Annotated in this window: 21 protein-coding genes and 1 tRNA gene; 5 read left to right on the top strand and 17 right to left on the bottom strand. The window is 61.2% G+C overall.

Annotated elements, in window-relative coordinates; translation table 11 throughout:
• Nucleotides 1-5 precede the first annotated feature (5 nt).
• From BI344_RS08545 to tpiA, 5 genes are all read right to left on the bottom strand, one after another.
• The gene (locus BI344_RS08545; RefSeq protein ID WP_011134497.1) at nucleotides 6-482 is read right to left on the bottom strand and encodes a NuoB/complex I 20 kDa subunit family protein; all 477 of its coding nucleotides are present in this window, start codon (nucleotides 480-482) and stop codon (nucleotides 6-8) included.
• Nucleotides 473-829: an NADH-quinone oxidoreductase subunit A gene (locus BI344_RS08540; RefSeq protein ID WP_071112541.1), complete on the bottom strand. Its 357-nt coding sequence runs from the start codon at nucleotides 827-829 to the stop codon at nucleotides 473-475. Before BI344_RS08540 ends, BI344_RS08545 begins: the two co-directional genes overlap by 10 nt.
• A 91-nt stretch (nucleotides 830-920) precedes the next feature.
• A tRNA-Leu gene (locus tag BI344_RS08535) sits at nucleotides 921-1,005 on the bottom strand.
• Nucleotides 1,006-1,024: 19 nt separating this feature from the next.
• Nucleotides 1,025-1,375, bottom strand: coding sequence for a preprotein translocase subunit SecG (gene secG / locus BI344_RS08530; RefSeq protein ID WP_071112540.1), 351 nt, complete (start codon nucleotides 1,373-1,375; stop codon nucleotides 1,025-1,027).
• A gap of 1 nt (nucleotide 1,376) precedes the next feature.
• On the bottom strand, nucleotides 1,377-2,126 hold the full coding sequence (tpiA, locus tag BI344_RS08525) for a triose-phosphate isomerase (RefSeq protein WP_083338818.1): 750 nt from the start codon (nucleotides 2,124-2,126) through the stop codon (nucleotides 1,377-1,379).
• Between the two features lie 167 nt (nucleotides 2,127-2,293).
• Between tpiA and pstS the strand changes: the two genes are divergently transcribed.
• From pstS to BI344_RS08500, 5 genes are all read left to right on the top strand, one after another.
• Complete coding sequence (gene pstS, locus BI344_RS08520; protein ID WP_071112539.1) at nucleotides 2,294-3,331, top strand: phosphate ABC transporter substrate-binding protein PstS; 1,038 nt, start codon at nucleotides 2,294-2,296, stop codon at nucleotides 3,329-3,331.
• An 85-nt stretch (nucleotides 3,332-3,416) separates the two neighbouring features.
• A complete protein-coding gene (gene pstC / locus BI344_RS08515; protein WP_071112538.1) occupies nucleotides 3,417-4,379 on the top strand; it encodes a phosphate ABC transporter permease subunit PstC in 963 nt (320 codons plus the stop codon).
• 34 nt (nucleotides 4,380-4,413) lie between these two features.
• The gene (gene pstA, locus BI344_RS08510; RefSeq protein WP_071112946.1) at nucleotides 4,414-5,301 is read left to right on the top strand and encodes a phosphate ABC transporter permease PstA; all 888 of its coding nucleotides are present in this window, start codon (nucleotides 4,414-4,416) and stop codon (nucleotides 5,299-5,301) included.
• Nucleotides 5,302-5,304: 3 nt separating this feature from the next.
• Nucleotides 5,305-6,078 carry a phosphate ABC transporter ATP-binding protein PstB gene (gene pstB / locus BI344_RS08505; protein ID WP_420837166.1) on the top strand — a complete coding sequence of 258 codons (774 nt, stop codon included), beginning with the start codon at nucleotides 5,305-5,307 and terminating at the stop codon, nucleotides 6,076-6,078.
• Nucleotides 6,079-6,334: 256 nt separating this feature from the next.
• The gene (locus BI344_RS08500; protein ID WP_071112536.1) at nucleotides 6,335-7,789 is read left to right on the top strand and encodes an inorganic phosphate transporter; all 1,455 of its coding nucleotides are present in this window, start codon (nucleotides 6,335-6,337) and stop codon (nucleotides 7,787-7,789) included.
• A 196-nt stretch (nucleotides 7,790-7,985) separates the two neighbouring features.
• Here the strand turns inward: BI344_RS08500 and recG are convergent, their stop codons facing one another.
• The 12 genes from recG to BI344_RS08440 all read right to left on the bottom strand — a co-directional run bounded on the left by recG (nucleotide 7,986) and on the right by BI344_RS08440 (nucleotide 21,258).
• The gene (gene recG / locus BI344_RS08495) at nucleotides 7,986-10,034 is read right to left on the bottom strand and encodes an ATP-dependent DNA helicase RecG (protein WP_071112535.1); all 2,049 of its coding nucleotides are present in this window, start codon (nucleotides 10,032-10,034) and stop codon (nucleotides 7,986-7,988) included.
• An 86-nt stretch (nucleotides 10,035-10,120) separates the two neighbouring features.
• Entirely contained in the window at nucleotides 10,121-10,552 is a 432-nt protein-coding gene (locus tag BI344_RS08490; protein ID WP_071112945.1) for a DUF2147 domain-containing protein, read from the bottom strand.
• A gap of 93 nt (nucleotides 10,553-10,645) precedes the next feature.
• On the bottom strand, nucleotides 10,646-11,485 hold the full coding sequence (locus tag BI344_RS08485; RefSeq protein ID WP_071112534.1) for a PhzF family phenazine biosynthesis protein: 840 nt from the start codon (nucleotides 11,483-11,485) through the stop codon (nucleotides 10,646-10,648).
• Nucleotides 11,485-11,955: a DUF4124 domain-containing protein gene (locus BI344_RS08480; protein WP_071112533.1), complete on the bottom strand. Its 471-nt coding sequence runs from the start codon at nucleotides 11,953-11,955 to the stop codon at nucleotides 11,485-11,487. Before BI344_RS08480 ends, BI344_RS08485 begins: the two co-directional genes overlap by 1 nt.
• 164 nt (nucleotides 11,956-12,119) lie before the next feature.
• The gene (locus BI344_RS08475; protein ID WP_071112532.1) at nucleotides 12,120-12,500 is read right to left on the bottom strand and encodes a RidA family protein; all 381 of its coding nucleotides are present in this window, start codon (nucleotides 12,498-12,500) and stop codon (nucleotides 12,120-12,122) included.
• Nucleotides 12,500-13,690, bottom strand: a complete 1,191-nt coding sequence (gene hemW, locus BI344_RS08470; protein ID WP_071112531.1) for a radical SAM family heme chaperone HemW — start codon at nucleotides 13,688-13,690, stop codon at nucleotides 12,500-12,502. Before hemW ends, BI344_RS08475 begins: the two co-directional genes overlap by 1 nt.
• Nucleotides 13,687-14,280: an RdgB/HAM1 family non-canonical purine NTP pyrophosphatase gene (gene rdgB / locus BI344_RS08465; RefSeq protein WP_071112530.1), complete on the bottom strand. Its 594-nt coding sequence runs from the start codon at nucleotides 14,278-14,280 to the stop codon at nucleotides 13,687-13,689. The genes hemW and rdgB overlap by 4 nt, the downstream gene beginning before the upstream one ends.
• Before the next feature lie 31 nt (nucleotides 14,281-14,311).
• On the bottom strand, nucleotides 14,312-15,385 hold the full coding sequence (locus BI344_RS08460) for an ABC transporter substrate-binding protein (RefSeq protein ID WP_083370134.1): 1,074 nt from the start codon (nucleotides 15,383-15,385) through the stop codon (nucleotides 14,312-14,314).
• A 112-nt stretch (nucleotides 15,386-15,497) separates the two neighbouring features.
• Nucleotides 15,498-16,541 carry a tRNA dihydrouridine(20/20a) synthase DusA gene (gene dusA, locus BI344_RS08455; protein WP_083338815.1) on the bottom strand — a complete coding sequence of 348 codons (1,044 nt, stop codon included), beginning with the start codon at nucleotides 16,539-16,541 and terminating at the stop codon, nucleotides 15,498-15,500.
• A gap of 444 nt (nucleotides 16,542-16,985) precedes the next feature.
• Entirely contained in the window at nucleotides 16,986-17,885 is a 900-nt protein-coding gene (locus BI344_RS08450) for a DUF6708 domain-containing protein (RefSeq protein WP_071112528.1), read from the bottom strand.
• A gap of 1 nt (nucleotide 17,886) precedes the next feature.
• The gene (locus BI344_RS08445) at nucleotides 17,887-20,364 is read right to left on the bottom strand and encodes a T6SS effector BTH_I2691 family protein (RefSeq protein WP_071112527.1); all 2,478 of its coding nucleotides are present in this window, start codon (nucleotides 20,362-20,364) and stop codon (nucleotides 17,887-17,889) included.
• Between the two features lie 21 nt (nucleotides 20,365-20,385).
• Nucleotides 20,386-21,258 (bottom strand): hypothetical protein, encoded by an 873-nt coding sequence (locus BI344_RS08440; protein WP_071112526.1) that lies wholly within the window; start codon nucleotides 21,256-21,258, stop codon nucleotides 20,386-20,388.
• Nucleotides 21,259-21,272: the final 14 nt, after the last annotated feature.

Genomic DNA, 21,272 nt, shown 5'->3' with positions numbered 1-21,272 from the left:
CTACCTTAGCGGGCGATGGTATTGGTACGTTTGATCTTGTTCTGCAGCTGGATGATGCCGTACAGCAGCGCCTCGGCCGTCGGAGGACAGCCTGGCACATAGACATCGACCGGCACGATGCGGTCGCAGCCGCGAACTACAGAATAGGAATAATGGTAATACCCGCCGCCGTTGGCACAGGACCCCATGGAAATCACCCAGCGCGGCTCGGCCATCTGGTCGTAGACCTTGCGCAGCGCCGGCGCCATCTTGTTGCACAGCGTGCCGGCGACGATCATCAGGTCGGACTGGCGGGGGCTGGGTCTGAACACGACGCCGAAGCGGTCCAGGTCATAACGCGCCGCGCCGGCGTGCATCATTTCGACCGCACAACAGGCCAGACCGAAGGTCATCGGCCACAGCGAACCGGTTCGGGTATAGTTGATAAGTTTGTCGGCCGTCGTCGTGACGAAGCCTTTCTCCAGAATCCCTTCTACTCCCATTCCAGAGCTCCCTTCTTCCACATGTAGACGAAGCCGAGCGTCAGCACGGCCAGAAACTCGATCATCACGCCAAGACCATAAACGCCCAAGTCCTTCAGCACCACGGCCCAAGGAAACAGGAAGGCAATTTCCAGGTCGAACAGGATGAAGAGAATGGCAATCAGGTAATAGCGGACGTCAAACTTCATGCGGGCATCTTCGAAGGCCTCGAAGCCGCATTCGTATGGAGAAAGTTTCTCAGAGTCGGGACGATTTGGCGCCAGCAGCTTGCCCAGAAAGATAGGGCCCACGCCGACCAAAAGTCCGACAATGACAAACATCAGAATGGGAAAGTAGTTTTGCAGCATTTCCCGTACACCCCCAAAAAAAGAGGGGTCACCCCCCCTAGGCTCCAAATAAAACAGGCCACCGGAGTCCCGGTGGCCTGTTTTTGAATGGTGGTGCCGACAGTGAGACTCGAACTCACACAGCTTTCGCCACTACCCCCTCAAGATAGCGTGTCTACCAATTTCACCATGTCGGCACAGCAAAGCTATAAATTGTCACTCCGGGATTTTGGAAGCTGTGCCCGAAGCTTTGTTATTAGGCGCGCCTGCCGGGATTTGCGGCGCAACCTGTTCAATCTTTCCCGCCATGACGCCGAGATTATCCTTCCCACCCCCGGAAAGGAAAGCCAGCGCCATGGAGGCGGAGAAGAACACCACCGCAGCTACAGCGGTCGTTCTACTCAGAAAATTCGCGGAACCAGACGCGCCGAACAGACTGCCGGATGATCCGCTACCAAACGCCGCACCCATATCGGCACCCTTGCCGTGCTGCATCAGAACAAGGACGATGATACTCACTGCGGACAGGAGGTTTACAATCCAAATAAGCGTCTTGAGAAGTTCCATACTATATCATTTTTCCTGCGGCTTGGCAAATCACTCTGAATGAACGGGCGTCCAGAGAGGCCCCTCCGACCAATGCTCCGTCGACGTGTTTCGTCGCCAGAATGGACTCGGCGTTCTCTGCTTTGACACTGCCGCCGTAGAGGACGCGAATCTTAGCCGAGCCCCCGGCCTTTTGCAAGCACCAATTTTTGATGAATGCATGGATTTCGGCGATCTGCTCCAGAGTGGCAACCTTGCCGGTGCCTATGGCCCATACCGGCTCATAAGCGACGACGTATTCATCACCATGGTCGATGTCGGCCAGAAGCGCAAGCTGCCGGCGCACCACTTCCATATAATCGCCCGCCTCGCGCTGCTCCAGCGTCTCGCCGACGCACAATACCGGTACCAGGCCGGCGGCGATGGCATGGCGCATCTTCTTCAGCAGCGCCTCGTTGCTCTCGGCGAAATACTGGCGGCGTTCGGAATGGCCGACCAGCGCGTAGCGGCAGCCGGCATCCGCCAGCATCGCGGCGCTCACCTCGCCGGTGAAGGCGCCGTCGGCGTCGAAGCGGCTGACGTCCTGCGCCGACAGCGCGATGCCGCTGCCCTTCAGCTGCTCGGCCAGCTCAGCCAGATAGACCGCCGGCGCGGCGATGGCCACCCCCTCGCGATTGGTGTCCCGATCCGCCAGCAGCTCGGCCGCCAGCTGGCGGGCGCTGTCGCCGCGGGTGTTCATCTTCCAGTTGCCAATCACCAGCTTGCCGGACATCTGTCTCTCCACCGTATGTGTTGTTGCGACGGATTATACCCTGCCCACCGGACCGCACCAACGTCTTCAGGTCAAGCATTTACGACTTGTAATATTACTGCAAGATTTCAGCTATACGATGGCGGCAATCACAACAGCAGTCTCATTACATCGTTCGGGAGTTAAGCATGAAACAATCTGTACGTCTGGCAGCGGCTCTTGGTTCCGTGCTGATCGCAGGTTCGGTCTACGCAGCCGACATCACCGGCGCCGGCGCGACCTTTCCCTATCCGCTGTACGCCAAGTGGGCCGCCACCTACAAGGGCAACACCGGCAACAACATGAACTACCAGTCCATCGGTTCCGGCGGCGGCATCAAGCAGATCCAGTCCAAGACTGTCGATTTCGGCGCCTCCGACATGCCGCTGAAGCCCGAAGAGCTGGAAAAGTCCGGCCTGACCCAATTCCCGACCGTAATGGGCGGCGTGGTGCCGGTGTACAACATCCCGGGCATCGCCGCCGGCCAGATCAAGTTCACCGGCCCGCTGCTGGCCGACATCTACATGGGCAAGATCGCCAAGTGGAACGACGCCGCAATCGCCAAGCTGAATCCTGGCGTCAAGCTGCCTGACCAGCGCATTTCCGTGGTGCGCCGCTCCGACGGCTCCGGCACCACTTTCATCTTCACCAACTACCTGTCCAAGGTTTCGCCGGAATGGGCGAAGGACGTCGGCTCCAACACCGCCGTCAGCTGGAAGGGCAGCTCGGTCGGCGGCAAGGGCAACGAAGGCGTGGCCAACTACGTGTCGCGCATCAAGGGCTCGATCGGCTACGTCGAGTACGCCTACGCCAAGCAGAACAAGCTGAGCTACGGCCTGCTGCAGAACCAGGCCGGTGCCTTCGTCAAGCCGGAAGAAGCCTCGTTCAAGGCCGCCGCCGCCAACGCCGACTGGAAAAAGGCCCAGGGTTTCTACCTGCTGCTGACCAACCAGCCCGGCAAGCAGAGCTGGCCGATCGCCGGCGCCACCTTCATCCTGATGCACAAGAAGCAGGACAAGCCGGCTCAGGCCACCGAAGTGCTGAAGTACTTCGACTGGGCTTACAAGAACGGCGACAAGACCGCGCAGGAGTTGGACTACATCCCGATGCCGGACAACGTCAAGACCATCATTCGCTCCAGCTGGAAGCAGATCACCGACGGCAGCGGCAAGACTGTCTGGAACTGACAAGCTGAAGTTATACTGATCGTCACCCAGGCCGGGGAGAGTGAGCTCTCTCCGGCCTTGTGTCTGAACCATCAAGAATCGACACATGCAAAAACTGAGCAATGAGCAGCAGCTGACCTACCAGATGTTGCTGGACAAGCTGTTCCGCATCACCACCCGCTGCTTCGCCTTCCTGGTGCTGGCGCTGTTGGTGGCTATCCTCATTTCGCTGCTGATCGGCGCGATGCCCAGCATCAAGGGCTTCGGCTGGGGCTTCCTGTTCAATACCGACTGGGATCCCGTACAGAACAAATTCGGCGCGGTGGTGCCCATCTTCGGCACCCTGGCCACCTCCGTCATCGCCCTGCTGATCGGCGTGCCGGTCAGCTTCGGCATCGCGCTGTTCCTGACCGAACTGTGCCCCACCTGGTTGAAGCGCCCGCTGGGCATCGCCATCGAGCTGTTGGCCGGCATCCCGTCCATCATCTACGGCATGTGGGGCTTGTTCGTGTTCGCGCCCTTCTTCTCCGACCACATCCAGCCCTGGCTGATCGAAAATCTGGGCGATCTGCCGCTGCTGGGTTTCTTGTTTCAGGGCGCGCCGATGGGCATTGGCATGTTCACTGCCGGCCTGATCCTGGCCATCATGGTGATTCCCTTCATCGCCTCGGTGATGCGCGATGTGTTCGAGGTGGTGCCTGTGATGCTCAAGGAATCGGCCTATGGCCTGGGCTCCACCACCTGGGAGGTGGTGCGCTACATCGTGCTGCCCTACACCAAGACCGGCGTGGTCGGCGGCATCATGCTGGGCCTCGGCCGCGCGCTGGGCGAAACCATGGCGGTGACCTTCGTCATCGGCAACTCCACCCGTTTCACCACCAGCCTGTTCGAGCCGGGCAATTCCATCGCCTCGTCGCTGGCCAACGAGTTCGCCGAAGCCAACGGCGACCTATACATGGGCTCGCTGATCGAACTGGGCCTGATCCTGTTCTTCATCACCTTTGTCGTGCTGTCCTGCTCCAAGCTGTTGCTGCTGCGCCTGAAGAAGCAGGAAGGCCAGCCTTCCTGATATGAAAGACGCCTCCTCCATGAGCCAAAGTTCCATGAGCCAAGCCCTCCAGCGCGCGCCTGTCAGCCTGAAACAGGACAGTCTCACCTACCGCCGCCGCCGCGTGGTCAACCGCCTGACCATGGCCGGCTCGATGTTCACCATGGTGTTCGGCCTATTCTGGCTGTTCTGGATTCTGGCCACCCTGCTGCAATACGGCTTGTCCGGCATAGACTGGCGCGTGTTCACCGAAAGCACCCCGCCGCCGGGCAGCACCGGCGGCCTGGCCAACGCCATCTACGGCAGCCTGGTGATGACCGGCTTCGGCACGCTGTTCGGCACGCCGATCGGCATCCTGGCCGGCATCTACCTGGCCGAATACGGCCAGCGCGGCTGGCTGGCGCCGGCCACCCGCTTCATCAACGACATCCTGCTGTCGGCGCCGTCCATCGTGATCGGCCTGTTCGTCTACGAAGTGTACGTGGTGTCGGTAGGGCATTTCTCCGGCTGGGCCGGCTCGGTGGCGCTGGCCATCCTGGTGATCCCGGTGGTGGTGCGTACCACCGAGAACATGCTGCGCCTGGTGCCCAACAGCCTGCGCGAGGCGGCCATCGCGCTGGGCGCGCCGCAATGGAAGGTGATTCTCACCGTCACGCTGCGCTCGGCCAAGGCCGGCGTGCTGACCGGCATCCTGCTGGCGGTGGCGCGCATCTCCGGCGAAACCGCGCCGCTGCTGTTCACCGCGCTGAACAACCAGTTCTTCAACAGCAATATGAACCAGCCGATGGCCAACCTGCCGATCGTGATCTTCCAGTTCGCCATGAGCCCCTACGAGGACTGGCACAAACTGGCGTGGGCGGGTTCGCTGCTGATCACCTTCAGCGTGCTGACCCTGAACATCGTCGCCCGCTGGATGGGCGGCAGCAAAAATCAATCGAATTAAGGCATGACAACCATGGCTAGCCCCTCTACCAAGCTCGAGGTCCGCAACCTCAATTTCTTCTACGGCAACTTCCACGCGCTGAAAAACATCCAGCTGGAAATCGCCCCGCACAAGGTCACCGCCTTCATCGGCCCGTCCGGCTGCGGCAAGTCCACGCTGCTGCGCACCTTCAACCGCATGTACGAGCTCTACCCCGGCCTGCGCGCCGAGGGCGACATCATGCTGGACGGCCAGAACATCCTGGCGCGCGACATCGACGTCAACTTGCTGCGCGCCAAGGTGGGCATGGTGTTCCAGAAGCCCACCCCGTTTCCGATGTCGATCTACGACAACATCACCTTCGGCGTGAAGCTGTACGAGAAACTATCCAAGGGCGAGATGGAAGACCGAGTGGAATGGGCGCTGCGCAAGGCCGCGCTGTGGGACGAGGTGAAGGACAAGCTCAAGCAGTCCGGCCACTCGCTGTCCGGCGGCCAGCAACAGCGCTTGTGCATCGCCCGCGCGGTGGCCTCCAAGCCGGAAGTGCTGCTGCTGGACGAACCGACTTCGGCGCTGGACCCGATTTCCACCGCCCACATCGAAGAGCTGATTCATGAACTGAAGGAGGACTACACCATCGCCATCGTCACGCACAATATGCAGCAGGCGGCGCGGGTGTCCGACTTCACCGCCTATATGTATCTGGGCGAGCTGGTGGAGTTCGGCAAGACCGACACCATCTTCACCACCCCGCAGCAGAAGGCGACCGAAGACTACATCACCGGCAAGTTCGGCTGACCCCTTCCCGCCGCCGCGGCTGGCGCGCATGACAAATATCGATGCCGCCAGCCGCGCACCATATATCAAAGCCAGCACGCGATGCCGATGACATGATGAAAAATCATGGACTTAACTGGCTTGCCCGCCGATGCTGTCAAGCTGATTTTGCCGTTTTCGCAGGCAAAACCACAGGGTTTATTTTTTTTTTATAAACACTTGACGCCATTGGCCTGGAACCCAACAATCCCGCCTTTACGATTATCGCAGACTCGCCATGCTGGACCTGTTCTCCGGGCTCGACACCCATGTAGCCATCACTTTGATGCTTTCGCTGGGCTTCGTGCTCGCATTTGAGTTCATCAACGGTTTTCACGATACCGCCAACGCCGTCGCCACCGTCATCTACACCCAGTCGATGAAGCCGCGCCTTGCCGTGTTCTATTCCGGCATCTGCAACTTCCTCGGCGTGATGAGCGGCGGACTGGCCGTGGCCTACGCCATCGTCCACCTGCTGCCGGTTGACTTGCTGATCTCGGTCAACACCACCCGCGGCATGTCGATGGTGTTCGCGCTGTTGGCCGCCGCCATCATCTGGAACCTGGGCACCTGGTATCTGGGCCTGCCGGCATCCAGCAGCCACACGCTGATCGGCGCCATCCTGGGCGTCGGCGTGGCCAACAGCCTGATCAACCACACTTCGCTGTCCCATGGCATCAACTGGGGCAAGGCGGTGGATGTCGGCGCCTCGCTGCTGGTTTCGCCGGTGGTCGGCGCGGTGGTCGCGGGCCTGATCGTCATCCTGCTGCGACGCTTCCGTCCGCACAGCAATGTGCACAAGACGCCATACCAGCGCCAGCAGGTCGAAGGCCGCAAGCATCCGCCGTTCTGGACCCGCTTCATGCTGATCGTGTCGGCGATGGGCGTCAGCTTCGCCCACGGCTCCAACGACGGCCAGAAGGGCGTCGGCCTGATCATGCTGGTGCTGATCGGAATCGTGCCGGCGAAGTTCGTGCTGAACCTGGACAGCACGCCCTACCAGCTGGAGCGCACCCGCGACGCGGCGCAGCACCTGCAGCAGTTCTACCAGCGCCATGAGGCGGACCTGTCGCACATCATCGTCAAGTCCACCAGCACCAGCCAGTACGAGTGCCACCCGCAGCAGACCGTCGCCACCGCTCAGAAACTGCTGGCCCTGATGGGCGATGGCTCCGACTACCACCAGATCAGCGCTTCGCAGCGCTGGGACGTGCGCACCCAACTGTTGTGCCTGGACGACGCCGCCAAGAAGGCGTCCACCCTGCCCAACCTCACTTCCGACGACAGGCAGCTGCTGGACAATCTGCGCAAGGATCTGACCACCACCACCGAATACGCGCCGACCTGGGTGATCGTCGCCGTCGCCCTGTCGCTGGGCATCGGCACCATGATAGGCTGGAAGCGCGTAGTGAAGACCGTCGGCGAAGGCATAGGCAAGAAGGACATGACCTACGCCCAGGGCGTGGCGGCGCAGACCACCGCGGCCGTCTCCATCGGCCTGGCCAGCTGGTTCGGCTTCCCGGTGTCCACCACCCACGTGCTGTCCAGCGGCGTGGCCGGCACCATGGTGGCCGACAAGGCCGGCCTGCAGATGGGCACCGTGCGCTCGATCGCGCTGGCCTGGCTGTTCACCCTGCCCGCCTCGATGGCGCTGGCCGGCGGCCTGTACTACCTGTCGGCGCAGTGGTTCTGATACCTGCTGCCCGCAATGAAAAAAGCCACCGCTCGCGGTGGCTTTTTTCATGCTTGATCTGGGTCAAGGGAAAGGCTGGCTGCGCTTGAGCCTTTAATTCACACATTGCTAATATGTGCTGGCTTCATTAATGGTTTCTTTTGTTTGCAGCAATCCTCCCTCACCGCCGCGATTTCCCCCAATCGCGGCGGATTTTTTACGCTTTGAGAAACTGCTCCTTGCCGGCCAGCCAGCGCTCCAGGTGCGCGTCGGCCGCCTGCGGCCAGCGCTCCAGCAATTGCGGCGCCAAGTCCCGCGCCGCCTCCAGCAGCTGCTGGTCCTGCTCCAGGTCGGCGAAGCGCAGCATCGGCAAGCCGCTCTGGCGCGCGCCCAGGAATTCGCCCGGACCGCGGATCTGCAAATCCTGGCGGGCGATCTCGAAACCGTCGACATTCTCGTAGATCACCTTCAACCTGGCTTTGGCCAGATCGGACAGCGGGCTGTCGAACAGCAGCACGCATACGCTCCTGGCGCTGCCGCGCCCTACCCGGCCGCGCAACTGGTGCAGCTGGGCCAGGCCCATCCTCTCCGCGTGCTCGATCACCATCAGGCTGGCGTTGGGCACGTCCACCCCTACCTCTATCACCGTGGTGGCCACCAGCACGTCCAGCTCGCCACCGGCGAAAGCCGCCATCACCACCGCCTTTTCCGCCGCCTTCATCCTGCCGTGCACCAGGCCGATGCGGCGGCCTGGCAGGTCCTGCTGCAGCTGCTGGTGGCTATCCACCGCGGTCTGCAGTTGCAGGGCTTCAGATTCCTCGATCAACGGACACACCCAGTAGGCCTGCTGTCCCTCGGCACAGGTGCGCTCCACCAGGCCCACCACCTCGGGACGGCGCGGGTTGCCTATCAGCTTGGTGACGATAGGGGTGCGCCCGGGCGGCAGCTCGTCTATCACCGACACGTCCAGATCGGCGTAGAAGCTCATCGCCAGCGTGCGCGGGATGGGCGTGGCCGACATCATCAGCTGGTGCGGCTCCTCGCCCTTGCCTTGCAGCGCCAGCCGCTGGCCGACGCCGAAGCGGTGCTGCTCGTCGACGATCGCCAGCCCCAGCCTCTCGAAGCGCACATCGTCCTGGAACAGCGCATGGGTACCCACTGCCAGCCGGCAACGACCGGCGGCGATCTCCTCCAGCGCCTGCGCCTTGGCCTTTTTCCTCAGGCTGCCGGACAGCCAGGCCACGCCGATTCCCAGCGGCGCCAGCCAGCCGGACAATTTGAGATAATGCTGCTCGGCCAGGATTTCGGTCGGCGCCATCAGCGCCACCTGATAGCCCGCCTCGATGGCGGACAAGGCCGCTAGCGCGGCGACTATGGTCTTGCCGCTGCCCACATCGCCCTGCAGCAGCCGGTGCATCGGATGCGGCAGTGCCAGATCGGCGCGGATATCCTCCAGCACCCGGCGCTGCGCGGCGGTGAGCTGGAACGGCAGGTTCTGCAGCAGGCGGGCGCTCAGACTGCCATCGCCGACGATGCGCGGCGCGCTGCCCTGCCGGCGCGCGCGGTAGGCCAGCCGCATAGACAGCTGCTGCGCCAGCAGCTCGTCGAACTTCAGCCGCTGCCAGGCCGGCAGCCGCGGATCGGCCAATTGCTGCGCCGACCATTCCGGCGGCGGCTGGTGTAGCAGGCGGATCGCCTCGGCGAACGGCTGCAAGGCCAGCGGCTCCAGGAGCGGCGGTGGCAACACCTCGCCCAATTGCTGCAAACGCAGCTCGCCATGCACCAGCTTGCGCAGCATCGGCTGGGTCAGGCCGTTCACCGTGGGATAGACCGGGGTGAGGCTTTCCGCCAGCGGCGCGCCTTCGCGCACTTCGCGCGTTTTGGGGTGGACCATCTCGTCGCCCAGGAAACCGCGGCGGATTTCCCCCAGCGCGCGCACGCGGCTGCCTTCGGCGAACTGCTTGATCTGGCTGGGATAGAAATGGATGAAGCGCAGCAACAGCACGCCGCTGCCGTCCTCGATCTGCACCCGCAGCTGCTTGCGCGGCTTGAAGCTGACCTCGTGCGAGACGACGGCGCCCTCCACCAGCACCGGCTGGCCATAGGGCGCGTCGGCGATAGGATAAAGATGGGTTTCGTCCTCGTAGCGCAGCGGCAGGTGCAGCACCAGGTCGAAGCGGCGGCGTATGCCCAGCTTCTCCAGCTTTTTGGCCAGCGCAGCCGGCACCGTGGGCGGCTGGTTGGCAAGATCGGTCGGCGGAGTCATGAGGGCAGATTGTACTCAAGAATGCAAAAGGCGGAAGCGGCTTGACGCCGGCTTCCGCCCAGTCCGTTCAGACAGAGCGCTGCCGCTTACTGCTGACGTTCCCAAACCTGACTGCGGAAAAAGGGACCGATATAGCCGCGCACGCGCAGCTTCTTGCCGTCTTCCATCAGCTTGGCGCCGGAGGTGTAGATTTTGCCGGACTTGGGATCGAGGATCTGGCCGTCGCTCCACTCGTCGCCCTGCTTCTTCAGGCCCCACAGGATCTGCATGCCATTGACCGGCTTGCCCTTGTTGGCGCCGTCGCACTTGTCGCATACCGCTTCCGGATGCAGGTAGAGCTTGATCACCTTGCCGGTCAGCTCGCCGTTGGGGCCTTCGTTGATCTGCACCAGCGCCTTGGCCTGGTGGGTTTCGTCGTCTATGGTCTTCCACAGGCCGGCGGCGCTGCCAGCCAGAGCCAATTGGCTGGCCAGGCCCAGCGCGGTAGCCAGGCAAGCGGCTTTGGCGATTCGAATCATGATGTTTTCCTCGTTCATTTGTTATGAAACAACAGTTTGGAGCAGCGGCTCTAGGATGCCAACAGCAGGCCGCATCGTCAAGCCGCCGCGCCGTCACAATTTGAACTCGCCCCGCCCCATAGGCCATGTCCGGCCGCCCACCCGCACCTGCCCGGCGGCGTCGATATCCAGGTAAAGCCTGTTTGGCCGGTCTATCGCCTCCCCCTGCTCCAGTCGCCAGGACAAGGGCGCAAGGCCGTTCAGCACGCACCAGCCGCCCAGGTTGGCGCAGGCGCTGCCGGTGCCCGGGTCCTCGATCACCGCACCCTGCTGCTCAAAAAACAGCCGCACGGCGGCGACGCCGTCCTGCTGATGCCAGACGTAGGCGACGCTGCGTCCCGGGCGCAGGGTGGCGTGGCGGCGGAACAAGGCCGGATCGGGCTGCGCGCGCAATACCGCCTCGCGGCTGGCCAGGCCGATCAACAGTTGCTCGCTGCCGGCGTTCAGCCATTGCGGATCCTGCGCGATGTCGCTCGGCGACAGGCCCAGCATCACGGCCGCCTGTTCACGGCCACAATCCGCCGGCCGCGCAGTGGCGGCCGGCGCGCTCAGGCGGAACAGGCCGTCCCGATACAGGATGGGGATCAGGCCGGAACGGGTGCGCAGCGCGAAGCTGTCGCCGACCTCGCCGCGCGCGTGCAGCACCGCCGCGCTGCCCAGCGTGGGGTGGCCGGCGAACGGCAATTCATAATTTGGCGTGAAAATACGCAGGCTGGCCGCGGCTTCGCTATCGCCGGGGAGCAGGAACACGGTTTCCGACAGGTTGAACTGGCGGGCGATCAGTTGCATGTCCGCGTCGGACAGGCCGGCAGCATCCGGGAACACCGCCAGCGGATTGCCGCCGAAACGTTGTTCGGCAAATACATTGACAAGCTCGAAACGGTAAGTCGGCATCAATCGTCCTTATATAAATGGCATGCCCGATCCTGCATCTGATCCTCCACCTTGGCAAGTCTGAGCTTCAAGCGATCCAACTCCTTGACTGCCTGTCCCTGATACAGGCTTTGCCGCAGTGATGCCTGCTTGTCCGCCAGCCTCTGGCAATGTTGCCGTTCCACCAGCCATTTCTTGCGGCCCGCCTGCCGTTCGCGCTGCGCCGCCTTTTCCTCAGCCTGGCGCGCCTTGTCGCGCTTGCCGGCCCAATCTTGCAACTCTTTGCCATACTGCTGCCGCGACGCGCGCTGCCTCGCCTCCTGTTCGATCACACTCAATGACTGGCGCCCATCCATCTCCAGCCTGCTGCTGCCGACTGGGCATGGTTGCTGGCTATAGCTGGTCCGTCCGTCGCCATCGCGGCATTTGAAAATCTGCGCCTGGCAGACGGCGGCGGACAACAACAGACAAACCGGCAGTAAACCCTTCATTGCGCACTCCCCGTCGATTCATTTGCCGCAACATGCCAAATCCGGCCGGATCCGGCCACTGTCAACAAGATCACCGACTCGCGGCGCCCGCATGCCGCCCCCCCATACCCGCAAAAAAGCCCCGGGCGCAAACCCGGGGCTTTTTCATTCGATGCGGTTGAAACTTACAGCACCATCACCGCTTCGGCCTCCACCAGCACGCCCTTGGGCAAGCTGGCCACGCCGACGGCGGCCCGCGCCGGGTAAGGCTGGCTGAAGTACTGCGCCATGATTTCGTTGAAAGTGGCGAAGTTGGACAGGTCGGTCAGGTAGGCGTTGAGCTTGACGATCTGGTCCAGGCTGCCGCCGGCGGCTTCGCACACCGCTTTCATGTTCTTGAATACCTGGTGGGTTTCGGCAGCGAAGCCGCCTTCCACCACGGCCATGCTGGCCGGGTCCAGCGGGATCTGGCCGGACAGGTAAACGGTGTTGCCTGCCTTGACGGCCTGCGAGTAAGCGCCGATGGCGGCCGGAGCCTTGTCGGTGTGGATGATTTCCTTAGCCATTATTCATCTCCTTCTTTCAGGAACAGGGTGAGCAGATCGTTGAGAAAACGTTGGCCCTTCAACGTGGGCCGGATGATGGCCGCGTCGCGCAGCAGCAGGCCTTGCGCCTCGGCTTCGGCCAACTGGCGCTGGATCGACAGCAGCGGCAGGGCAGTGCGCTCCTGGAACAGCCGGCTCTCGAAGCCGCCGGTCAGGCGCAGCAGGTTCATCATGAATTCGAACGGCAGGTCGGCGCGGGCGACGCGCTGCTCGCTCTGCAGCGGCATGCCCTCCGCCACCGCGCGGATATAGGCCGCCGGCTGCTTGTGCCGCATCTGGCGCGCGATGCCCTGGTGGCTGCTGATCTTGCCGTGGGCCCCGGCGCCGATGCCGACGTAGTCGCCGAACTGCCAGTAGTTGAGGTTGTGGCGGCTGTGGCGGCCGGGCTTGGCGAAAGCCGAGGTTTCGTAGTGCTCGAAGCCGGCCACTGCCAGTCGCGACTCCAGCGCCTCCTGCATGTCGGCCGACGTCTCGTCGTCCGGCAGGTTCTTCGGCGTCTGCGCCGCGAACAGGGTATTGGGCTCTATCGTCAGGTGGTAGGCCGACAGGTGGGTAATGCCGTAGGACAGCGCGATATCGAGGTCGGACAGCGCCTCATCCAGTGTCTGGCCCGGCAGCGCGTACATCAGGTCCAGGTTGACGTTGTCAAAGTGGGTCAGCGCGATTTCCACCGCGCGCTTCGCCTCGTCGCCGTCATGAATGCGGCCCAGCGATTTGAGATGCCGGGGGTTGAAGCTTTGGATGCCGATGGACAAGCGGTTGATGCCGGCCTCGCGGTAGCCGCGGAAGCGGTCTATCTCGAAGGTGCCGGGATTGGCCTCCATCGTGATCTCGGCATCCGGATGCAGCTTCATCCGCGCGCGGACGCCGGCCAGCAATACATCCATCGCCTGCGGACTGAACAGGCTGGGCGTGCCGCCGCCCATGAAGATGCTGGTCAAGGGCCGGCCCCATACCGCCGGCAGGCTGAATTCCAGATCGCGCAACAACGTATCCACGTACGCCATCTCGTCGAAGCCGCTCTTGGGCTCGTGCGAGTTGAAGTCGCAGTACGGGCACTTGCGTATGCACCATGGGAAATGGATATACAGCGCCAGCGGCGGCAGTTCGCGCAGGCCGCCCTTCAGCGCCGACAGGTCCACCACGCTCATGCCAGCGCCTTCAGCTTGGCCAGCAGCGCCGCCAGCGCCTGGCCGCGGTGGCTGACGCGGTTCTTCTCCGCCGCGTCGAGCTCGGCCACGCTGCAGCCGTGGCTGGGCAGATGGAAATAGGGATCGTAGCCGAAGCCGCCGTCGCCGGCCGGCCGCTCGCTCACCTCGCCCAGCCAGATGCCGTCCGCCACCAATGGCTGCGGATCGTCGGCGTGGCGCACCAACACCAGCACGCAGTAATACCAGGCGCGGCGGTTGGCCTCGCCCTCGAGCTTCTCCACCAAGAGCGCGTTGTTGCGCGCGTCGGACTTCGGTTCGCCGGCGAAGCGGGCGGAAAACACCCCGGGCGCGCCGCCCAGCGCTTCCACGCAGATGCCGGAATCGTCGGCCAGCGCCGGCAGGCCGGTGAGGCGGCTGGCATGGCGCGCCTTCTCCAGCGCGTTCTCCAGGAAGGTGTGGTAGGGCTCCGGGCATTCCGGCACATCGAAATCGCGCTGCGGTCGCACCGTGATGCCAAGCTCGGCGAACAGCGCGCCGAACTCCTTCAGCTTGCCTGCATTGTTGCTGGCGAGAACCAGTTGATCGAACATTGTATTCATCTTTCCTGACTAGGCCGCCAGCTTAGCGGCTGACCTTCACTTCCGTCCACATCCGCGCCATCAAGCGGCGCTCCTGCGGCGTCAATTCGCGCAATACCGTCCACTTTTTCGCCTGTTCCGGGCTGGGATTGATCACTGGATGGCTTTTCAGGTCGGCGCGGAAGTAAGGGCTGGCCGTGGCCACCGGGTTGGTGGCGCCGTTGAGGTTGGTGAGCTGGGCGGCGTTTTTGCCGTCCAGCATGAAATTGATGAACTGGTGAGCCAGGTCCGGCCGCCTGGCGCCGGCCAGTATCGCCATTGTATCCACGCCCAGCTCGTTGCCTTCGCGCTGCGGCACATTGCCGATATGAAACGGCCGCCTGGCCAGGCGCGCGTCTTCGCCGGCCTGGAAGAATTCGCTGGAGTAGCCCAGCGCCACCCAGATATTGCCCACCGCCAGCTGTTTCAGGTAGCTGGCGTTGGAGAAGGCCGCCCAGTACGGCTTGGCCTTGCGGATCACGTCGCGCGCGGCGCGCATGTCGGCTTCGCTGGCCCGGTTCGGGTCTTTGCCCAGATAGAACAGCGCGGCGGCGAACACCTCGCGCGAGCTGTCCAGCACCGTCACCTTGCCCTTGATCTTCCGCAGCGCCGCGGGATCGAAGATCACCGACCAGCTGCCGGGATCGACGCCCAGCTGCTTGAGCTTTTCCACGTTGTAGCCGACCGAGGTCAGCGTCAGCACGGTGGGAACGGTGTAGCGGTTGCCCGGATCATAGGCCTGCAAGCGGTAGGCCGGCGCGACGTTCTGCAGATTGGGAATCTTGCCGTGATCGAGAGCTTGCAGCAGCTTCTGTTTGGTCATCGCCTGGATCACGAAGCTGGACGGGAACACCATGTCGTAGCCCTTGGCGCCGGCGGCCAGCTTGGCCAGCATTTCCTCGTTGTCACCGTAGTAGTCCTGCACCACGCGGCAGCCGCAACGCTTCTCGAACTGGCGCACGATGTTGTCGGACAGCGAGCCGCTCCAATTGTAGATGTGCAGCACGTCATCGGGACCCGCCTGGGCCAGGCCGGACGACAGAGACAAAGCCAGCATCAACTTCTGCAATTTCTTCACTTGGGATTCACCTCCAGACAGTCATGCCGGGCATGACAACAAAGACAAAGGGCGGCCCGGGCCGCCCAAAACGGCCGCAGGACGCTCCGGCGGCTCGCGATGGCAACGCGGGCTAAGCGCGGCGGCCCTGCAGCGTCGCCTGCAGCGCCTGGCTAAGCAGGCCGGCGTCGGCGCCGTCCAGCAGCTTGGCGTCGGACAGCATGCGGCGCCAGTTGCGCGCGCCCGGCATGCCCTGGAACAGGCCCAGGATGTGGCGGGCGATGTGGCGCAGATGGCTGCCGTCGCCCAGGCGGGCGCTGACATAGGGCAGCATGGCATCCACCACCCGCTCGCGTTCCGGCGCCGCCGCCTGCTCGCCGTAGAACAGCGCGTCCCAATCGGCCATCAGCCACGGGTTGTGATAGGCCTCGCGCCCCACCATCACCCCGTCGACGTGCTTCAGATGCTCGGCGATTTCGGCATTGGTCTTCACTCCGCCGTTGAGCAGGATTTCCAGCTCCGGCCGCTCACGCTTCAGCCGGTAGACGTAGTCGTACTTCAAGGGCGGGATTTCGCGGTTTTCCTTGGGGCTGAGGCCCTTCAGGATGGCGTTGCGGGCATGGACGATGAAGGTGCGGCAACCGGCGTCGGCCACCACATCGACGAATTCGCGCAAGTAGTCGTAATGCTCGACCTGGTCGATGCCGATGCGGTGCTTGACGGTGACGTCGATGTCCACCGCGTCGCGCATCGCCTTGACGCAGTCCGCCACCAATTGCGGCTCGGCCATCAGGCAGGCGCCGAAAGCGCCTTTCTGCACTCTTTCAGACGGGCAGCCGACGTTGAGGTTCACTTCGTCGTAGCCCCATTGCTGCGCCAGGCGCGCGCAGCGCGCCAGCTCGGCCGGCTCGCTGCCGCCCAGTTGCAGCGCGACCGGGTGCTCGGCGTCGTCGAAGCGCAGGTGGCGCGCCACGTCGCCGTGCAGCAGCGCGCCGGTGGTCACCATCTCGGTGTACAGCCAGGCGTTGCGAGTGATCTGGCGGGCGAAGTAGCGGTAGTGGCGGTCGGTCCAGTCCAGCATCGGCGCCACGCTCATGCGTCGGGACGGTCTATTCCCGTGAGATTCTTGACTGGCGCGGGTTTCAGCGCCATTTGGTGCAGTCTTGTTTACGTTCATTCCGGCTGATTTCCGCCTATTTCCGTCACGCCGGTGCTACACAAAGTGCGACTTTCAGGAGCTATGGCACCACTCGCTCTCATTGCGTAGTGCCTGCCTTCCCGTCTTCAAGGCGGCGTTGACTAAGCATTTGAATAAACGAAGAATTATCCCCCTTACCCCACGCCGGGGTCAAGTTTGGCAAGCAGACATCTGTCAATCATGCAGTGGCGGATCACCCCGCTTGCGGGACATCCGCTGTGGCGCGAAATATACAGGGAAAGCCGAGAGTGCCCCGGCAATGTCAACGCAGCGTAGATATCAGCCTACAGAGTCCAGCCCATTAATCTTCGGTCTCCACGAGGACACCGCAAAAATCTACGCATGTCCGTCGTCAGTAAAATCACACGGCCCTGAATCTTACAGAACTTAAGTCCGATAAGACCACGATTTATCCAGACCTCCCTATGCATTCATACTAGCATCTTTGAAAAATGGGTCATGCCCGTCAAGACGTTGACACTGTGCCTCGATCTCAGCTGGCCATCGAGGGATTTTGCTGAAATGCATGGCAATCATACGGCCTGGATAGAATATATAGTAAAAAAGAATGAATGCATTGAGATAGCTACCTAGAGAGGCAGCGATGCGCTCAAAACTGAATGCTAGCGTTTCTTTCTTGTCTTTGATCGGCAGGCAGCCGCTAATCACATCCGAGACGCTGGCAGGGCCTTCTTCCATGTAGCGGCGGATAAACTCCCAATACCCCTTCGCTCTCTCCCGTCCCCAGCTCCCCATTGCGCATGCCGGCAGCCCAAACGTTTCGCGCACTGTTACGCCATCCTCATCCAGAACATGGCCAACCATATCCCACATCCCGTAGGTGACGGGAATCTGGGTAAAAAATATTTTCTCCCACTTCGCACTCAGCACAGTGCCATCCTGACGAAAAACATGAACCATGCGTGTTTTGCGATTAAATCGGATGGGATAGTGGGTGTAGTTGATTTCTTTCTTTGTTACTCTCCAAGTGTACCACGCAAAAAGTATTAGTATTGGATTCACTATAAAGACATACCAACCCTCAGCATTTCCTGATGCTATCGCGGATAGGCCATAATAAAACCCAGTTAACAATCCGAACATAGTAAACGCAGCCTGAGTTATCCAGGCTGTAGTCAAGGCCCCCTTGTCAAAAAAATACTTATCAACCACCTCTAGCCAGTTAGAGTTAATCTCGATAACCGAAAGCTGATGATAAAGCTCAGTATTTAGGTTCTCTTTTTGCTTTAATTGACGATCGCGCTCATCAATCGAAAGTGGCCTACTAACTGCGTACGGAGTGGCCTGTCCAGTAAATTCCATATTATCCCGCCACGGCTAATTCTAATTGCTTTTGCTCTTCGTCTGGTGTTTTATACGTTCGCCCACCCCAATACCCATTTTCCAGCCAGGCTTGAACTTTATTGTCCTTGAATAGTTCAATCAGCAAAGCAACTCCAATCAGTGCAATAATGGCGACCCAGCCAATAAATGGAAATACACTAGCGAGTGCCATATATGCAACTATCACTCCCAGCCCCATTGACATTAGGTATAAAAAACCCATCCCAATCTTTCCCGACCTAAATGAGTTAAGCGCATTCTTCCCATCCCAAAATGCCATGATGGCTCCGCCAATGAATCCACCTAATCGTCCAAGGCCGCTAAGTAGACTTCCAAACTTACCCAAACCCTCGGCAAATTTTGGCACCCAGGTCGCGGATTTTTTCAGACCTTGTCCAGCCATATCGACGATGGTCCCAGCAAGTGCAGTTGTGCCTGCACGCAAACGCCAGCCAGCCTCTTTTGCCTCGTGGCTCATCGCACCTTGTTCATCTTGTCCCAGCTTGTCCAAAGCGGCCCACTGCCAAATGGCTGCCAGCAGTCCGCCGGCGAAAGGTATCGCTCCCTTGGCGCTGGAGAGTGCCGCGCGCCACTCGCCCATGACGATATTATCCAGCTGAGCCGAAGTATGGATACTGCCTGCCAGCCATTTAGCCTGCTGTGAAGGGGTCAGACCGTTGGGCATCCCTCTGACTTGCTTGGGATCGAGCAAGAGAGTAAACATCTTCTTTTCGGTTCCTTCCAACGGCACGCCGGCTGCTTGCAGATTGCGCAGCTGTGCGCTGACAGCGCGTTCCATCTCGCGCGGATTCATCGCCTTGCCGCTTTGCTTGACCAATTCCTTGATCAGCCGAGTACGGAAAGCTTTTTTACTACCGGTGACTTCAATCTGCACAAAAAACTTACGGCTGTGCATTGCCATTGCGGTCCAGAGCGGCCGCGCCACTTTGTTGGATATGCCATCGAACAGTTTGATCAAGGGCGCGCTGATTGTCAGCAGATAGGCATTCAGGCTGGTATCGCCGTGCGCAATTTTCTCGGCCACGCCGCCCTGGAAGCCGATGTAGGCGTCTGCGGGGAAGATGCGCGGATCAATGCTTTGTGCCCCGACGGCCTTTTTAACTTGGTCTTTCAGCGATTTTTGATTGAGCACAGCGGCGTTAAGCAGGAAGTTTTCCGGTTCAAAGCTGCCTGATAGCAATTGCGAAAGGTAGTCCAGGCAAAGCTTCTTGTCTTGCGCGCCGGAAACGACCAGATTGGCTGCCCGCGTGTAGGCCTCTCCGCTATCCAGATCGTCTTCATCATAATTGCACTGGAAGGATTGTTTGATGTCCTGACAAGCTAGCCAACCAAGATAAGCCTTGGCCAGCGGCTGGATGGTGTTCTGATCGAACTTTTGGCTTTCCGCTTCAAACTTCTCCTGCCAGGCCTGCATAGCGGGCTCGTTGAACTTGGCCCGGTATTTGTCCCAGGCCAGCTTTTGGGCACACTTGGCTTCGGCTGGCGTGACGGTACGCAGGGCATCGTACTGGGCATCTCTGCGCTTTCTGGCGCTGGATGAGAACAGCACAGAGAGGTCGGGCTGCGAGAGGTAGTCATTGGATAGTTCTTCTGCCGCCTGATGCTCGGCTTCCAGCGCCTGATCTTCCACAGCCGTCTTGATCTGGCTGATGGCCATGCTGGCCATCAGCGGGTGCTTGTTTTCCTTCTTGTTGGCGAAAGCGCTAGCGTGATGAATCATCAGGGCGGAAAGCTCCGCGGCGATGCCGACCGGATCGCTCAGCACGACGATGAAGCCTTTGCCGGGGGCGAGTTTTTCTGCCTCCGCAATCAGCCGCTCGGCGCGGCCTTTTCTGCTGGCGAGCGGGATGGGAGAGAAGCCCACTACCTTGTCCAGAGCCGCTTTATCCAGCGCATATTCCGCGATTTTGCTGCCTGCATCCTTGATGGGCAGGCGATGCTTGGCATCGACACTGGCGCTGTATGCTTTGACGTCTACGCAGCGCATGTGTTTCTTGCGATAGTCTGCGCTGTCATGACGCTTGCGCACGGCTTCCGTCCATTGGCCGTCCGAAAACGCCAGCCAGACCTTGGTGGCGCGCTTGGCATCGGGGATGGTGATGCAACTGGCGATGGCGCGGTGCCCTTCATCCGTACAACTGAACGGTTTTTTCGGTAGAACCAGCGGCTGCCCCTTGGCTTGGGTGCTGGTCTTGAAGAAATAGCCATCCTCGGTGACAAAATAGTCATCCCAGCGTTTGCGTGCCTCATCGTAAACATAGAGGTAGCCACTGCGGAGCGTTCTCAGCGTGTATTGACTGCTCGCATCGGGCAGCGCCACCATGGGTTTGTTGGCTACCGCCGGCGCGTTGGCATTCGGAAGGGCAACCGCATACCGGGCCGGGAAAATCGGTACGCCGCGCTTATCGCAGTATTCGCAACTGGGGTTGGTGCTCATGTTTTCTCGTTTGGGTATGCGTTATTCAATAGCGGAAGCTTGGATTACGGCCCACTGCTCGTCTGTGAGCAGCGCAAGGCAATCCACCACCGTGCTGTCTTCACGCTCTTCCGGGCTTTGCGCCATCCAGCCGGCGATCTCGCGCTGGATCAACGGGTGTGAATCAAACGGATCACCGTAACGAATGCCGTAACAGGCAAAGGCCACTTGGTCCTCAAGCCGGCCCAGTTGGTACAAGTGTTGCCCCCGTTGAACCAGGCTATCCACTCGCGCCGCGCGGCTGATGGCGCTTTCCCAGTCCAGGCAGTCAGTTTGCGCGAATGCGCGATTCACTGCGCCGATTCTCAACAGCCGCTCCCAATCGATGGCTGGCGCGGTAGGTTGGGCTGAGTTGAACGCGGGGGGCGTCATCAAGGCCCAGCGGCCATACAGATTGCTTGCCCATAGGTTGACCGGACCATACAAACCGATCATGGCCGGGGCATTGAGTACGCGCGGCAGTTGCGACCAGACTCTGCCGTCAAAAATTCTCAGCCAGGATTTCTGCCCTTGATGGACCAACACCTGGGCCTGACATAGATGGCGAGCCATTGCGACCGGGGCAACGGCTGCCGACAGGAGCGCGCTGAGCGGCGCTGGTTCATCGTCTTGCTGGGCGTTTTCCAGTTGGGTGAACAAGGCGCTTCGGTCATCGGGCTTGAGCGCCGATAGATTCAACAAGGAAGGCATCAGCCCTTCGTTGTCTTCGAAGCCCCTGGGCGTAAGCAAGATCCACGGCCAGTCATCAGGCAGTTCGACCCTTTGCTCTGCAGAGGCAATGGCAAAATTGAATGGACCCAATTGGCCTTGAGTCAGAAATGCGCCAGACAGCGGTTGCCAGTTTTGTTGATGCATTGCGCTCTCCCCTA

The sequence above is a fragment of the Chromobacterium sphagni genome (assembly GCF_001855555.1).
GTDB lineage: Bacteria > Pseudomonadota > Gammaproteobacteria > Burkholderiales > Chromobacteriaceae > Chromobacterium > Chromobacterium sphagni.
The sequence above is the reverse complement of the archived record's forward strand: the minus strand, read 5'-3'. Positions and strand labels throughout refer to the sequence as shown.

What these genes read in the sequence shown, in the direction of transcription:
- tpiA (WP_083338818.1), bottom strand. Translation starts at nt 2,126, where the DNA reads ATGTCCGGCAAGCTGGTGATTGGCAACTGGAAGATGAACACCCGCGGC.
- BI344_RS08485 (WP_071112534.1), bottom strand. Translation starts at nt 11,485, where the DNA reads ATGCCGACTTACCGTTTCGAGCTTGTCAATGTATTTGCCGAACAACGT.
- hemW (WP_071112531.1), bottom strand. Translation starts at nt 13,690, where the DNA reads ATGAGCGTGGTGGACCTGTCGGCGCTGAAGGGCGGCCTGCGCGAACTG.
- pstC (WP_071112538.1), top strand. Translation starts at nt 3,417, where the DNA reads ATGCAAAAACTGAGCAATGAGCAGCAGCTGACCTACCAGATGTTGCTG.
- BI344_RS08545 (WP_011134497.1), bottom strand. Translation starts at nt 482, where the DNA reads ATGGGAGTAGAAGGGATTCTGGAGAAAGGCTTCGTCACGACGACGGCC.
- pstA (WP_071112946.1), top strand. Translation starts at nt 4,414, where the DNA reads ATGAGCCAAGCCCTCCAGCGCGCGCCTGTCAGCCTGAAACAGGACAGT.
- pstS (WP_071112539.1), top strand. Translation starts at nt 2,294, where the DNA reads ATGAAACAATCTGTACGTCTGGCAGCGGCTCTTGGTTCCGTGCTGATC.
- secG (WP_071112540.1), bottom strand. Translation starts at nt 1,375, where the DNA reads ATGGAACTTCTCAAGACGCTTATTTGGATTGTAAACCTCCTGTCCGCA.
- BI344_RS08445 (WP_071112527.1), bottom strand. Translation starts at nt 20,364, where the DNA reads ATGAGCACCAACCCCAGTTGCGAATACTGCGATAAGCGCGGCGTACCG.
- BI344_RS08450 (WP_071112528.1), bottom strand. Translation starts at nt 17,885, where the DNA reads ATGGAATTTACTGGACAGGCCACTCCGTACGCAGTTAGTAGGCCACTT.
- dusA (WP_083338815.1), bottom strand. Translation starts at nt 16,541, where the DNA reads ATGAACGTAAACAAGACTGCACCAAATGGCGCTGAAACCCGCGCCAGT.
- rdgB (WP_071112530.1), bottom strand. Translation starts at nt 14,280, where the DNA reads ATGTTCGATCAACTGGTTCTCGCCAGCAACAATGCAGGCAAGCTGAAG.
- recG (WP_071112535.1), bottom strand. Translation starts at nt 10,034, where the DNA reads ATGACTCCGCCGACCGATCTTGCCAACCAGCCGCCCACGGTGCCGGCT.
- BI344_RS08480 (WP_071112533.1), bottom strand. Translation starts at nt 11,955, where the DNA reads ATGAAGGGTTTACTGCCGGTTTGTCTGTTGTTGTCCGCCGCCGTCTGC.
- BI344_RS08475 (WP_071112532.1), bottom strand. Translation starts at nt 12,500, where the DNA reads ATGGCTAAGGAAATCATCCACACCGACAAGGCTCCGGCCGCCATCGGC.
- BI344_RS08440 (WP_071112526.1), bottom strand. Translation starts at nt 21,258, where the DNA reads ATGCATCAACAAAACTGGCAACCGCTGTCTGGCGCATTTCTGACTCAA.
- pstB (WP_420837166.1), top strand. Translation starts at nt 5,305, where the DNA reads ATGACAACCATGGCTAGCCCCTCTACCAAGCTCGAGGTCCGCAACCTC.
- BI344_RS08500 (WP_071112536.1), top strand. Translation starts at nt 6,335, where the DNA reads ATGCTGGACCTGTTCTCCGGGCTCGACACCCATGTAGCCATCACTTTG.
- BI344_RS08490 (WP_071112945.1), bottom strand. Translation starts at nt 10,552, where the DNA reads ATGATTCGAATCGCCAAAGCCGCTTGCCTGGCTACCGCGCTGGGCCTG.
- BI344_RS08540 (WP_071112541.1), bottom strand. Translation starts at nt 829, where the DNA reads ATGCTGCAAAACTACTTTCCCATTCTGATGTTTGTCATTGTCGGACTT.